The organism is Shimazuella alba (genome assembly GCF_009831235.1).
GTDB lineage: Bacteria > Bacillota > Bacilli > Thermoactinomycetales > Thermoactinomycetaceae > Shimazuella > Shimazuella alba.
In genome coordinates, this window is sequence record NZ_WUUL01000004.1 from 298413 (window position 1) to 311819 (window position 13407).

Annotated in this window: 19 protein-coding genes and 2 pseudogenes; 14 read left to right on the forward strand and 7 right to left on the reverse strand. The window is 38.2% G+C overall.

The genetic code is table 11. The features are described from left to right. Positions 1-21 precede the first annotated feature (21 nt). Complete coding sequence (locus GSM42_RS08360) at positions 22-963, reverse strand: AEC family transporter (protein ID WP_160801085.1); 942 nt, start codon at positions 961-963, stop codon at positions 22-24. 419 nt (positions 964-1382) lie between these two features. Between GSM42_RS08360 and GSM42_RS08365 the strand changes: the two genes are divergently transcribed. The 3 genes from GSM42_RS08365 to GSM42_RS08370 all read left to right on the forward strand — a co-directional run bounded on the left by GSM42_RS08365 (position 1383) and on the right by GSM42_RS08370 (position 2368). Next, positions 1383-1652, forward strand: a complete 270-nt coding sequence (locus GSM42_RS08365; protein WP_160801086.1) for a hypothetical protein — start codon at positions 1383-1385, stop codon at positions 1650-1652. Further along, positions 1645-1797: a hypothetical protein gene (locus GSM42_RS20560; protein ID WP_237446516.1), complete on the forward strand. Its 153-nt coding sequence runs from the start codon at positions 1645-1647 to the stop codon at positions 1795-1797. The genes GSM42_RS08365 and GSM42_RS20560 overlap by 8 nt, the downstream gene beginning before the upstream one ends. A 184-nt stretch (positions 1798-1981) precedes the next feature. After that, positions 1982-2368 carry a hypothetical protein gene (locus tag GSM42_RS08370; RefSeq protein ID WP_160801087.1) on the forward strand — a complete coding sequence of 129 codons (387 nt, stop codon included), beginning with the start codon at positions 1982-1984 and terminating at the stop codon, positions 2366-2368. A gap of 211 nt (positions 2369-2579) precedes the next feature. Here GSM42_RS08370 and GSM42_RS08375 read toward each other — a convergent pair whose 3' ends face one another. Further along, entirely contained in the window at positions 2580-3887 is a 1308-nt protein-coding gene (locus GSM42_RS08375) for a helix-turn-helix domain-containing protein (protein WP_160801088.1), read from the reverse strand. A gap of 195 nt (positions 3888-4082) precedes the next feature. Here GSM42_RS08375 and GSM42_RS08380 point away from each other — a divergent pair, with 195 nt between their 5' ends. The 3 genes and pseudogenes from GSM42_RS08380 to GSM42_RS20985 all read left to right on the forward strand — a co-directional run bounded on the left by GSM42_RS08380 (position 4083) and on the right by GSM42_RS20985 (position 5224). Then, entirely contained in the window at positions 4083-4367 is a 285-nt protein-coding gene (locus GSM42_RS08380) for a hypothetical protein (RefSeq protein WP_160801089.1), read from the forward strand. 314 nt (positions 4368-4681) lie between these two features. Then, a pseudogene (locus GSM42_RS08385) lies at positions 4682-4801 on the forward strand (helix-turn-helix domain-containing protein); the annotation flags it as partial. A 297-nt stretch (positions 4802-5098) separates the two neighbouring features. Continuing rightward, the gene (locus GSM42_RS20985; protein ID WP_275402134.1) at positions 5099-5224 is read left to right on the forward strand and encodes a hypothetical protein; all 126 of its coding nucleotides are present in this window, start codon (positions 5099-5101) and stop codon (positions 5222-5224) included. A 201-nt stretch (positions 5225-5425) separates the two neighbouring features. On the opposite strand, the gene GSM42_RS08390 is transcribed toward GSM42_RS20985, so the two are convergent. Further along, positions 5426-5815, reverse strand: coding sequence for a DUF1885 family protein (locus tag GSM42_RS08390; protein ID WP_237446517.1), 390 nt, complete (start codon positions 5813-5815; stop codon positions 5426-5428). Between the two features lie 124 nt (positions 5816-5939). Here GSM42_RS08390 and GSM42_RS08395 point away from each other — a divergent pair, with 124 nt between their 5' ends. After that, a complete protein-coding gene (locus tag GSM42_RS08395; protein ID WP_160801091.1) occupies positions 5940-6377 on the forward strand; it encodes a hypothetical protein in 438 nt (145 codons plus the stop codon). Between the two features lie 79 nt (positions 6378-6456). Further along, entirely contained in the window at positions 6457-6570 is a 114-nt protein-coding gene (locus GSM42_RS08400) for a GapA-binding peptide SR1P (protein WP_160801092.1), read from the forward strand. 191 nt (positions 6571-6761) lie between these two features. Here GSM42_RS08400 and GSM42_RS08405 read toward each other — a convergent pair whose 3' ends face one another. Together GSM42_RS08405 and GSM42_RS08410 are read right to left on the reverse strand one after the other, a co-directional pair. After that, positions 6762-8255 (reverse strand): aminotransferase class I/II-fold pyridoxal phosphate-dependent enzyme, encoded by a 1494-nt coding sequence (locus tag GSM42_RS08405; protein ID WP_160801093.1) that lies wholly within the window; start codon positions 8253-8255, stop codon positions 6762-6764. A gap of 96 nt (positions 8256-8351) precedes the next feature. Beyond that, positions 8352-8978 (reverse strand): YktB family protein, encoded by a 627-nt coding sequence (locus GSM42_RS08410; protein ID WP_160801094.1) that lies wholly within the window; start codon positions 8976-8978, stop codon positions 8352-8354. A 291-nt stretch (positions 8979-9269) separates the two neighbouring features. On the opposite strand from GSM42_RS08410, the gene GSM42_RS08415 reads away from it, so the two are divergent. Then, positions 9270-9461, forward strand: a complete 192-nt coding sequence (locus GSM42_RS08415) for a hypothetical protein (protein WP_160801095.1) — start codon at positions 9270-9272, stop codon at positions 9459-9461. 77 nt (positions 9462-9538) lie between these two features. On the opposite strand, the gene GSM42_RS08420 is transcribed toward GSM42_RS08415, so the two are convergent. Beyond that, positions 9539-9733, reverse strand: a complete 195-nt coding sequence (locus tag GSM42_RS08420) for a hypothetical protein (protein WP_160801096.1) — start codon at positions 9731-9733, stop codon at positions 9539-9541. A gap of 106 nt (positions 9734-9839) precedes the next feature. Here GSM42_RS08420 and tnpB point away from each other — a divergent pair. From tnpB to GSM42_RS08440, 4 genes and pseudogenes are all read left to right on the forward strand, one after another. Further along, positions 9840-10951 (forward strand): annotated as a pseudogene (gene tnpB / locus GSM42_RS08425) (IS200/IS605 family element RNA-guided endonuclease TnpB). Between the two features lie 142 nt (positions 10952-11093). Beyond that, positions 11094-11816, forward strand: coding sequence for a glycerophosphodiester phosphodiesterase (locus GSM42_RS08430; protein WP_160801097.1), 723 nt, complete (start codon positions 11094-11096; stop codon positions 11814-11816). 120 nt (positions 11817-11936) lie between these two features. Next, positions 11937-12203, forward strand: a complete 267-nt coding sequence (locus GSM42_RS08435) for a YlaH-like family protein (protein WP_160801098.1) — start codon at positions 11937-11939, stop codon at positions 12201-12203. 21 nt (positions 12204-12224) lie between these two features. Beyond that, complete coding sequence (locus GSM42_RS08440; protein WP_160801099.1) at positions 12225-12503, forward strand: hypothetical protein; 279 nt, start codon at positions 12225-12227, stop codon at positions 12501-12503. Here the strand turns inward: GSM42_RS08440 and GSM42_RS21340 are convergent. Beyond that, positions 12500-12652 carry a DUF2197 domain-containing protein gene (locus GSM42_RS21340; protein WP_160801100.1) on the reverse strand — a complete coding sequence of 51 codons (153 nt, stop codon included), beginning with the start codon at positions 12650-12652 and terminating at the stop codon, positions 12500-12502. The two genes, GSM42_RS08440 and GSM42_RS21340, sit on opposite strands and share 4 nt — an antisense overlap. A gap of 411 nt (positions 12653-13063) precedes the next feature. Here GSM42_RS21340 and GSM42_RS08450 point away from each other — a divergent pair, with 411 nt between their 5' ends. Then, complete coding sequence (locus GSM42_RS08450; RefSeq protein ID WP_160801101.1) at positions 13064-13372, forward strand: DUF4870 domain-containing protein; 309 nt, start codon at positions 13064-13066, stop codon at positions 13370-13372. The last annotated feature ends 35 nt before the right edge of the window (positions 13373-13407 follow it).

Below are 13407 nucleotides of genomic sequence, written 5' to 3' on the forward strand. Positions count from 1 at the left end.
GATCGGTTTATTAAATATGATTTAGATGTGCAAAATTCCACTGCCGACACTATACATAAGTGGAATGGTAAGCATGGAGATAATCGTGGCAAAAACAGTTGCTTGTGCTCCAAACTCTTCATCTGCTTTTAGTTGTGCGAATAGAATAGGAACCATTGAACCTGTAGGCATGGTCGACATCAGTAAGATGATTTGTTGGGTGAGCTTGTCCAATGGCAGAAAAGATAAGATACCAATGGCGAGCAGAGGAACGACAAAAAGTTTGATACCTATTGCAATGATCAATGGTTTATACGTTGTTTGCTTCTTAGAACGAAACAATTTAGGTAAAAACAATCCAATATAGATGAGTGCGAGTGGGGAAGCTAATGCACCAAGCTTTAGAAGCAATTGTAAAAGTGTCTCAGGAGCTTCAACCTGAAAAATGGATAAAAGTAATCCGATGAAAAAAGCGATCAGGGGGAAGTTAATCATCGGTTTAAGCGAGCGCAAGGTGACGGAATATTGGTGCTTTATCACCATTACACTCATGGTCCATAACGATATCCCAACAGCAGTGTCAAATACCGCAGCGAGAATAACACCCTTACTACCAAACAAAATAAGACATAGTGGCAGTCCGATAAAACCAGTGTTACCTTGTGCAGCAATTACAGCCATTTGACTAGCTTGAAATTTACTTATCCCAAGTAGTCGAGCAAACCACCATGTTACAACCAGCGTGATTGCATAAATCCCTAAAGAGAATACAAATACAATCAGCAAATGATGATATAAGCCGTCTTCTTTGGGGAGTTGTAGGAAACTTCCAATGATTACACACGGGACAGCGACATAGACGATAAGGGTAGTAAGCAGAGTACGTGTATCTGCGTTAAAAGTTACTTTTTTGGTTAACAGCGCCCCGATTCCAAGCATACTGGCCATCATTAAGACAGACTGTATCATCACGACAAAATTCATTTCAAAATCCTCCACCGACCGTACATACTACGATAGCTGTTTTTTAATAAGTTTGAGATGTCTTTGAAAAGAAAGCGTATTTCTACAAAAAATTATTTCGCATTCCTAAGAATATAATTTTATGCAAAAAGGAAAGGCTGATCAACCGTTTTTAAAAATTCTTTTTGTTGATCGATAAATAAGGTGATTGCAATGCAAGACGAATGTTCGAGAAATTATCCAATTTTTATTACGCATGTTCCTTCATCTATTAAAATTGCAATTTCCATTAGGATACCTACATTGGGGATATATGGTATTATGATTTATATTTAATATTTGTTGAATAGGCATGGTGTAGAGCTTTTATGGTTTCCATAGATGTAGAACATATCAGTATAATCAAATTATTCGTTGTGTTCGGGATAGGAGTAAACATCATGGACAGCTCGATGGCGCAGATGACGCTGGAAGCTTGGGGAAACCAAATGCTGGTGGAGCACCGTCTCGAGTTGTTTCCGCTCAAGCCGATGCCTGACGAAGAAGTCGCAGCAATGATTCGAAACTTGGTTCTGCATCCTTCTGACTGCTATGACAGCAAGGCTCTTGCTGATACCGAGCCGACAGGGGTTACTAGGAAGGGTTCCCGTGGTTTGTGTATCGAAGGTAATTTCGAGGATCGCAGCCTTAACGTCAAGAGCGATGGGTGATGGCTACTATTGGTACGATCTTCGTTTGGTTCCGATGGAACGCATGATTTGGGTCTTCGAGTACCAGGACACTGGTCATGAGATCTGGAGAGGCTTTTACAAGGACGCTGAGGATCATTGGCTGATGCGTTCCTACAAGGAATAGACGTCATCAGTCGACACAACAACACCCCTCTATGGTACTATCCTTTCGAGTATGCTGAGCGTAGAGGGGGTGCGTGTTTTTAGAGAAGAAATGTTACTCATTGTCTTAAAAGTTACTTATTCCTAGTAAAACTTACTATCTGTGATATAATTTGTTAGTCAACGTGTTTGAGGTGGAGGCGATCATGTCCGATCCGAGCGAAATTGTTCTGGCTTGCATCCGACGTAAGGTAGAGGAGAAGGTCAAGGAGTATCACCACAATCCCAGCAAGTTCGAGCTGATCTCGAATGAAGAAGTAGCTTCCCTGTTTCGGAAGTTCTTTTTTGTTTCAGATGTCATTCCTCCGACATGGATTCCTAAACAGTCCGTTGTTTTTGGAGACTTTGGGGACGTTGTTACCCATTCGAGTGATCGATTCGGCCAATACTGTGATCTGACTGACGTGAAAGTCGGTGGAGTGATCTGGAATTTCCAGTACCAGAATGGTAAGCGAGTCAACTACACTATCTTCACCAAGATGGATCCGAACAAGTGGGTAAAGATTTCGTTTGAAGAAGTGTGTTGCCTCTGATACATCAGACACACCCCCTCTTCTAGAGTATTCTCGGTGATGCTGCTGCAAGAGGGGGCGCGCAATTTTACGTATGGAGTTGTTTGTTGTGTTTTTCGATTAATACATTATCTGGATTAGGCAGTAGTTCACATTGTGATTCATTTTACTCTTGTATACTGGTGGTGGATCGACTTCGAAATAATACATGATATTCCATACTCCTTTTCTCTTATAGTTTGCTAACTAATTCCAATTCAATTTCGAATAAATCTACAAGACAATTGATAAACTGCTTTTGATCTAAACTTTTTAGACACTTCGCCATTTCTAGATGTATTTTATGTTGATATTCCTGGTAATCGTGTTCCTTGGCGAGTTGTTGGGCTTGCTGAAAGTATTTCATTGCCATACTCATCTCTCCAATCTCTCTGAATAAATACCCCATATAGTAAAACGAAGAAATAATATGTTCGTTGTCATACGTTTTTTCTTTATAAGAAATTGCCTCTGTCAGTGCTTTTTTGGCTTCATTCCATCTCTTGGACATAATATATAAACGTCCTAATTGTGTATGGAGATTCATGAACAAATAATCTTTATCCACACGTTTTTTTAAGCTAATTGCAGTTAAAAAACAAATTTCTGCTTCTTCTAAACTTTTTTTGCATAGGTATATGCGTCCTAGTAAAACCCATAAATCGAATGATCGATCGTTAAAAAGGTTGTACCTGGCAAGTTCTAATCCTTCTTTTGTGATAATAATAGCTTCTTCATAGCGTTGTTGTGTTTGTAAAATGGATGACTTTGATTCATACATGTTCAAAAGAACAAAAATGTTTTTTATAGAGTCAATATTCTCCCACAAATCATCAATGATATTAAGTGCTTCTTCTGAACGGTGAAGCCGGTTCAGATAGAGAGATTTTGAAATTAACAAAGAATACAAAAGGTACTTTTTTTCTCCATTTGTTTGGAACGCTTTGATGCCTTCTTCTGCATAAGATAATGCGTTTCTAAAATCATTGTTATAAAAGAACGTCTTAGATAAATCATAGTAGCAGAGAGATTTTGTGTTCATTTTTACAACTAAGGGATATTTGTCGATGCATAGAATTGCTTCCGAAAGAATTCTCTGTGCAGGTGGAAATTCTCTCTGCATGATCTTACATCTTGCCATCAAATATAAGTACACCGGATAGTAAGGATTGGTATCATGTATATCCATTTTTTTTAGCTTCGTAAATCCCTCCGCAGCTTCTCCTAAATCTACTTGATCATACATGGCGTAGAGATGAAACAGAAATAACCTTTCTTTTTTCCTCTCTTCTTCTGCAAGGTTTGGGGCTTCTTCCAAGCGGAAGCCTAGCTTATCTGCATAATACTCGACTTTTTCTTCTTTTACATTAGGAAGTCCACGCTCTATCAAGCTGATAGTGGCTATGGAGATCATCTCATCCGCAAAATCTTCCTGCCTTTTCTTTTGCTCTTTCCGCATTTTACGTAGTTGTGTTCCTAGTAGAACACGGTCTGCTAACATGAAATATCACTTCCTTTATAATAATGGAACCATAATTTTTGACTATTGGTCAGTATTGTTATAAAAATGAACGCCTCTATAATAGAAAGATGGGTGAAAATAAAAAATTAGAATTGTAGAAATATTAAATATGATCATACTATAATAGGTTTATATTTGAAAAGATTTATTTTTTTGGAAAGGAAGGGAAATGAAATGGTAGAAGTGACTATTCGAGGCAATATGCATGAGATAGAGCCAGTTTTAAGCAATTTAAACTATTTGCTCCCATATGCAACGAAAAAATCCGATAAAAACAGAGAAGGAGATCGAGAGATTGTTTACCATTTACATGGTGGAAATAAAGAGAAAGAACTGATCATCAAAACAACAGGAGGAAAAGAAATTCGTATCCCATTTCTTCAGCTAGTCCATGCTGATTTTGCCAGCGGTCAAGTTTTTGCAGGTACTGTTTATGATATGTTTGCGACTGATACATAATTTGTTAGGTGATATTCAAAAGACTAAAAGTAAGATGAAAATCGAACAAATATTTTTATCTGTTTGTGCGCTGAGAATACCCCCATCTTCCACAAGTGGGGGATGAATCGGAGTGTCAGACAAGGAAGGGGTGTTTTTACCCCCTCTGGCAAGTCTGACAAACTTTGTAGCTATTTTTTGATTAGTATTTCCATCATCTTCCCGTGTTTTCTTCCATTGTTGTGGTGAATTTTTTTCGTGCCATCGTATAACCTCCCATTGGAGCGCACGTTCTATGTGTATATCATACAGAAAAAGGAGGAGGTGAAAAGCGGATGCGCAAAGCATATAAGTTCCTCATCTACCCGAGAAAAGAACAAGCAGTTCTCATCAAGAAATCGATTGGTTGCAGTCGTTTTGTGTTCAATCACTTTCTAGCCAAATGGACCGATACATGCGCTGCATGGGCGCATTTATTTCTTAGAGAAGAAATTTAGCAAAATAAGTTAATGAGTAAACTTGTAACATGACTCTTAAGGAGTCGTTTTTTTATTTTCGGAAAAAGTCTCTGGATAAGGTGAGATGAGGAATGTTTTCAAACAAAAATGAATGTAGAAATGGTATTTTCTTGATAATTGTTACATAACAAAAAAAGATGTTATGTGGAGTTAAAAGTAACCAGTAATTTGTTTTTTTGTGATATATTATAATGGGTTGGTACAATACCTACCTAAAAGAGAAAGGGTCCTGTTATGGCTGAAACTCCTGAAGAGCGAAAAAAGCGAGAAGAGCGAGAAAAGCGAGAGCGGGAGCGTCGAGAAGCAATGAATCGCCATCCTTCTGGAAAGAAGCCCAATATCCCACGTCCGCGAGGATAGTCCTTGGATCTGTATGAGATTTAAATCATACATAACCCAACAGTAGGACGTTGTGGTATCCCATGATGGCATCTAAGATACCACAGGCCTGCATCCTAGCTCTAACGAGTAAGGATGCAGGCCATAGGTTGACTTATTAAATAGAAAACAATTTTAAAGTAACAAGAAAGAATAGATAATTGGTATACTTGCTTTAAAATATCAAAATTCCATGACTCTTCCATTAAACAATTGTAATTCGCCTTTTAGCTGTTTTGCGATAAACTTCGCATATTCATTACCTTTCGCCACATCGTGATGAGTCGCATCTTCTGGCAGCACGATCTGTACATAATAACGTTCATTTTCTTCATGTTGACCTACACCAATAACCATATGGTTATTTTGATGGGGATCTTTACCCGTTAGTAACAAGTATTTGGCTCCCTCCGTTTCTTTCTCTTCCATCGTATAAGGAAAAGCTGCTGCCTCATAATCCCATGCGAGTTGCTTTCCTGTGTTTCGTATCATTTTACGATAATATTCCAAAGTGTCTTTTACATTCTCTAATTCAATCGTGTCTGTTCGTCTAATGTAAGCGCTTTTTTTCAAAGGTAGAAACCGTCCTTCCATGTAAGTTTTTTAAGAAAAGGTATTATTTCATTCATCTGAATTGTACCACTTTCCTGAATATGTTACACTATCGACTAACTTTGTAAAGAGAGGATGTTCTTTTTTGGATAAAGCGGATCTATTTGATGAACTTCGTGCTGAAATTGGCTCTGTAGCAGATGGCTGGAAAGGAAATGATGCTGTTTTGTACGAGGCTGTATGTCAGCTCGTTTATGATCAAGTAGAAGAATATAAAAGCGTTTCCATTTATTTAGCCAATCACGATCATTTTAAGCGGAAATTTCATCAAGGATTAGATTATTTGCCAGAAGAGATTCCATTTGGTGAGACGGAACTAAGTATTGCTGCCCTACGTGGTGGGCTATCGTGTCATAATGATAACACATTTATACAATTGTGTATCCCATTTTATTATGGGCATCATCTTATTGGTGAGATTGTAATCATTACAGAACCTAGTGATAACATAAGTGATGACGATTACACATTTTTTTGTGAGATTGCATCTTTATTGGAAAATAAACTTCAAAAGTATAAATAAATGATAACCTATTGACATAAATAGTATAACACAAATATAATAAAGGCACATACTAATACAATGGAGAGGAAGACGTAATATGGAAACAATCGTCTGCCAAACATGTGAAGAAGTAATTGCCTTTCAAGAAGCTGATAAAGTAGGAACATTATACGGAACTTGTTGTGATTGTCATTCGGATCACCAAGAGTAGGCATAGCTTATCTCAGTCCACCAATGGGTGGGCTTTTTATTTAGTTAAAATGCAAATCTCCCCTTAGTAATTCATGCGATACAAAATCCGAATTTTCTACCTTACAGTTTTTTCTTGCATATTTAAAGAGGCAGCGATGATTTATATTCACTACCTCTCCATATACTCAAGAAATTTCTTTGAAATATCGTTTAGTCCCGATGGATGCGACGGGAGATGATTTTTGGACGTATGACTTTTACCATCTCAACCAAAGGGTCTTCCGTACCTTGCACGATTAATCCTGCTGCTTTGTTTTCTTCGATATATGCAATGTTTTCTTCCGTTATCCGTTCACCTGGCAGTAGGATGGGAATGCCTGGTGGATACATGAACAAAAACTCCGCAATAATTTGTCCAGCTGCTTGACGGAAAGGAATCGATTCGGTGTCGCTATAAAAAGCAGTTCGCGGTGAAACGACTAGCTCTGGTACATCTGGTAGGATGATGTTTTCGGTATTGTTGGATTGATCTGTTTGAAAATGAGCTGCAAGATCTTTTAATCCATCAATCAAAGACGAGATTGACTCATCATTGTCTCCTAATGTAACAAAGCAGAGGATATTGTACAGATCGCTCATTTCCACTTCTATTTGGTGTGTTTCTCTGAGCCAATCACTTGCTTCATGACCATTGATACTTAAATCTCCCACATGAATCAGTAATTTTGTTTCATCAAGGTCATACCGAGCTTTTCCATCTAGCCACTCTTTGCCTACACACAATAAACCATCAATTTCATTTATTTGCTTTCTCGCTTTTCTAGCCAATACTAAAGTGTCCGTGATTGCTTGTTCACCATGAATCGCAAGGTAGCGCCTTGCTGTATCAAGGGAAGCCAATAAAATATAGGAAGTAGAAGTGGTAGTCAACATACTTAATATAGATTGAACGTGCCTCGGATCTACTAAGTCACCTTGTAAGTTCAGTACTGAACTCTGCGTAAGCGATCCTCCAAGTTTATGAACACTGGTAGCAGCTAAATCTGCTCCTGCGTCCATCGCAGAAATAGGTAATTCCGAATGGAAATGAGTGTGTACGCCATGTGCTTCATCTACTAATACAGGAATCTGTTTTTTATGAGCGATACGGACGATTTCTTGGAGGTTACTGGCAAAGCCGAAATAATTGGGATTAATCACCAATACAGCTTTTGCATCAGGATGGTGATGCAGGGCTTCTTCCACCTGTTCGGGAGTAATTCCATGAGCAATCCCAAGCTTTGGGTCTAATTCAGGATGGAGAAAAACCGGATTGCAATCAGCTAATACGATAGCAGATGAAACAGATTTGTGTACGGTACGAGGGACGATGATTTTATCTCCTGGATTACAAGTAGCTAAAATCATAGCCATGATTGCAGTACTTGTTCCTTGGACAGAAAAAAAAGTTCGCTTCGCACCAAATGCCTCAGCGGCAAGTTGTTGTGCCTCATGGATAATGCCTTGCGGTTGATGAAGATCATCTAATGGTTCTATGTTTATCAGATCAATAGACAATGCATTTTCCCCAATAAATTGGCGAAACTCCGTATCCATACCTTGTCCTTTTTTATGCCCAGGTATATGAAAGGGTAATGGATTGGAATTAGCGTACTCTTTTAATTTAGTAAAAAGTGGGGTGCTGTTTTGATTTGGTTGTTTCATTCTTGGTCCTGCTTTCCACTCGTTATCACAAAACAAGCCTATTGTACAAGAAATGGATAAGAAGGTAAACGATATTTATAAGATAAAAACGTATTTTTATTCAAATGACAAATGATAGAGTGGCAGAAGTTGATCGAATGAAGTTTCGATTCTTTGTTGCAGCACTGTTCCACTTAGACCAACTGCTTCTTTTCGAGGTATCAACATCCCGCACAAAAATTCAGCTTTTTTCACTTTAGACAATCGCCTCATAATCGATTCCCATCCGCCTTGATCTAAGCTATCTACGGACGTGACGTCTGGTGTCGTATGGTCCACAGAAATATAAAAGTCCTTTGGAATCTGACTAATGTATTTTTCGATGTTTTGAAGGAAATGTTCCGCAAATGATTTTTTCTGTTCACATTCATAAATAAGAGCAAACCAAGCAAATAAATATGTATCTCTGAGTCCTAACTGAAAATGAGGATGTGCTTTGTAACCACGCTTATTGGTAGACCAAGCAACCCAAGTTTCTTCCGGTGGATGTACAGTTCTTCTTGCATGCCTTGCAATATGGGTATAAGTTGTATCTCCTAATTTGGTGCTCAAAAACTCAGAGACATGTTCTCCGATCGTAGTAAATTTCGGCTGTATTTCTCTTTGTAGTGCTTCCATTCTAGATGTCAATCCATCTATCGCGAATACATGAAAATCTTCGTTCGTAAATGTAGGAAATGCCATTCTTATCACAACTCTTTCTCGATTTTCTTCTATAGAATAAGAAATAAAATCATTTCTTTATCTATGTTAGTGGAAACGAAACCTCTGTCATGGAGTCAAGAAGGTTTACTAACTATCTTTCTTTTTTTCTTCTAACCTAATACCGTGTCCTCCTAAAAAAAAATTCATATACTAATTTAATCTCCAAAAGGACTGGCTTGGAGTGTTTATTTAAAGGCTGCTCGGGGCATCCTGTAGACAAGTGGCTCTGGTTACCACTTGTTAGTAAAATGTAAAGGGGTGCAGTGGTTCATGGAAGATGTCATTCGAGCTTTCAAGTGCCGAGATCCGGAAAAACGGATTCCAGTATTACGTATGGAACTGGATTATGAGCTGTCCCTGTTGTACGAAGCAATGCTAGAAAATAGCATGCACAAAATAAATCAATGCAAATCAAGGTTACAGGAAATTCGAAGAGAAATGTTAATGCTAGAAGCTCTTTAAAGGAGCAGGTAAGAAAAACCGTTACGATAAATTTCGTAGCGGTTTTTTTCATGCGTGGAAAGAAAAGTTTTCAGCATTTATCTGTTAGTGCGCCGAGAATACCCCCATCTTCCATAAGTGGGGGGGTGAATCAGAGCGTCAGACGAGGGAGGGATGATTTTTACCCCTCTCGCAAGTCTGACAATCTTTGTAGATATTCTTTGACGAGTATTCCAATCATCTTCCCTGTATCGGTCTCCTGATCGATTGCCATTTTTTTCAGTTGTTTTCATGCTTCTTCTATCCTTGTGGTGAATTTTTTTCGTGACAGCGTATAATCGCCCGTTGAAACATACGTTCTATGTGTATATACTACAGAAAAAAGGAGGTGAAAAGCAAATGCACCAAGCATTCCAATTTCGACTCTATCCGAATAAAGACCAAACAACACTCATTAACAAATCCATTGTCTGTAGTCGCTTTGTTTTCAATCACTTCCTAGCCAAATGGAATGATACCTACAAAGAAACGGGCAAAGGACTGACCTATCACGCTTGTTCCACACTACTAACCGCTTTAAAAAAGGAAATAGAATGGTTAAAAGAAGTAGACTCCACTTCTCTACAACGAGCACTGCGAAATGTCGATGATTCATTTAAGGGTTTTTCAAGAAACAGAATCATCAACCCAGATTGAAATCCAAAAGAAATAGGGTGCAGTCCTACACAAGTCAATGTGTAAATCAAAATATCCAAATAGAAGAGGATAAAATCAAACTTCCGAAACTAGGCTGGGTGAGGTTTGCGAAGTCTCGTAAAGTAGATGGACGTATTCTTTCCGCTACGGTCAGACGCAATCCATCCGGAAAGTATTTCGTTTCCGTTCTGTGCGAAAGGAATCATTGTCCCTATGTTCCAGCTAAGAAAAAAGCAGTTGGGATCGATCTTGGTTTAAAAGATTTCGCAATACTCTCGAATGGTGAAAAAGTCAAACCAAATCGATTTTTCCGCCAATATGAACAGAAACTGGCAAAAGCACAACGCATCCTATCTAGACGTACCAAAGGAGGTTCCAACTGGAACAAAGCCCGAATCAAAGTAGCGAAAATTCACGAGAAGATTGTCAACGCTCGCCATGACTTCCTTCACAAATTGTCTTCGAAGCTGATTCACGAAAACCAAGTAATCAGCACGGAAGATTTGCAAGTGAAGAACATGGTCAAAAACCATAAGTTAGCTAAGTCGATTACGGATGCCTCATGGTCAGAATTCACAAGCATGTTAGCTTATAAGGCAGAGTGGTTTGGAAGAACAATAGTGAAAGTAGGAAAAACATTCCCATCGTCCCAACTCTGTTCTTGTTTTGGTTACCGTAACAAAGACGTGAAGAATCTAAACTTGAGATCGTGGACGTGTCCCGAATGTAACGAAGAACACGACAGGGACATCAACGCAGCAACGAACATTTTGAAAGAAGGTAAAAGACTGCTTGCCGCAGGGACTGCGGTCTAAGCTTAGTAAATGTCCCATCCGTAGATGGGAGTTCCTAAGAATCCCCCACCTCTAAGCGATAGCGTAGGTGGCGGGAGTGTTCAAACTAAAGATCACACATACCCCAAGTATAAAAGCCTTTTTAAACGAGGAGTGACAAAGGATGGCTGTTCAAGTTTTTGCCCATAGAGGCTATTCGGGACGAGCGATGGAAAATAGTATGACTGCATTTAAGTTGGCGAAAGAAGCAAACGTAGATGGGATTGAATTAGATGTTCACTTGACAAAAGATGGGGAAGTTATTGTGATTCACGATGAAACATTGGAACGAACTACTACCGGAAAAGGCTGGATTGAACAACTTACTTACCCAGAAATTACGAAATATTCTATAGCCACCATCCCAAAGGAAACTGTCCCTACCCTATCCAATGTTTTAGAATTTTTTTTGGATACTTCCACTGTGATCAACATAGAACTGAAAAATCAATATGTTCGGTATCCAGCTTTGCTGGAGAAAGTACTTCAACTCGTGGAATTTTATAGGATGGAACATCAGGTTATCCTATCCTCTTTTTATCATCCGTGTATACTGGAGTTGAAGAAATTAAAGCCTGCATGGAATTTGGCATTTCTCATTGATTGTGTGCTTGTTGAACCTTGGAAGTACTCGACATCATTGGGAATATCGCAATTGCATTTGCATTATTCTGCAATTGATGAGGAACTGATAGATGGTTGCAGAAAATATGGTGTCCTTGCAAGAACATATACAGTTAATGAGGAGAAAGAGATGAATCGATTAGTTTCTTTAGGAGTGGATGCAATTATTACCAACTATCCAACTAAGCTAAGGAAAGTGATTGATCGCAAAGGAATGGAGTGATAGAGTAGGGAAGATGTACATATTTATCTTTTCATTTGTTATTAGGAGATGAAGTGGTGGACATTGACATCTATAGAAGCATAAGCAAAGATTTTATCAAACAAGGGAGTGTCGTTTAAGTTGTTCAACTGGATTACACAAATACCTCCTTGGTCGTTATACTTTATTATTTTGGTATTAAGTGTTGTTATATATAAAGTTGCCTTTGCGAGAAAATTACCTCCTTTAAAATCCCTTGTTGTATATATGGTATTGGCAATGGGATGTGTTTTATTCTGGATCATGCAGTTAGCGCAGTTTCCCATGATACAAGCACTTTTGATTACGGTAATAATTATCGTTGTTACCCGTGTTCGCCTCTGGTATAGTAAAAAACAGGAAAAATAGGGTTATAGTAGGAGTGGTTGAATGCAACAAAAAGATGCTTTGTTTAATTGGCTACAGATTCAGATCGTGTGGGAAGCTAGACCAAATGATGTATCTGCAAAAGATACAGTTGAGTTTTTTCAGACAATCCTTACCGAAGATCATGGTGTATCGGATTTAACAATGAAACGAGAAGATGGAGCTTACCATATAACATTTATTCAAAAAGGGGAAGAGCAATCTATCTCTTTCCCCATGGAATTGGCTGAGAAACTACTAAAAGATATTACAGAAGAGCCTAAGTATAATCAATGTCTCTAAGCTTTTTCCTCTCGATGTGATACTTTTGCAGAAATGCGGTCATAACAAGACTCACAGATCTGGATTTTATGCGGGTGTTTTATAATTTTTCTTGCTTGGAATTTTGTTGGTGTAAAAGGTTCATCACAAAGGATGCAAATTACTTTCATGACAATGATAGTTCCTTTCTAAAAACAGGTCTGTATAGGGAACAGTATACACCATTTTCAGTAGTTATAAAAAAGAGGGTAAAGCATCTGCTCTCTTATTTATTTATGTTGATAGAAATTAATATTTTTTGGCCATATCCTTGTTACATGCAAACGGATATGGTTTGTTTGTATGGGATTAAGATCTAAGAAGGATAGTCTTACTTATTAAAAGTTTCGAATCATAATTTAGAAGATATTTAGAGATATTAAGAGATATCTTCAGCATATACCTAAAATCAGAAGTTTTTCTGAAAAATAAAGTGATACGACCAGCGATGTAGACAAAGATACAACTTCTTACTCACGCAAAAAGTCTCTACTTTCGATACAATGTGTATAAGAAATAAAAAACAAAAGGAGCGATTCAAGATGGACTCTAGGGGATTAAAGATGTTGGTACATGCTAGTACATGGTTTGCACCGATATTGCTCCCATGTGTTGTCTTCTTGATTGTACAAGATCGATCCGTTAAGCGAATAGCGTTGCAAGCTATCTTTTTTCACCTGATTATAGGAGCCTTGATTGGGATATCGTGGTTCTTTTCCTTTGTTCTCATCGGGATTCCGTTTTTAATCATTTTTGGGCTGATGGCAATTATTTGCCCAATCATGGGGATCATCTATGCAGTGCAAGATCGCCAATACCAATATCCGATCGTGAAGTGGTTTATCCGTTAATAAAATAAAAAAGTATCTCCTTATTAAGGAGATAC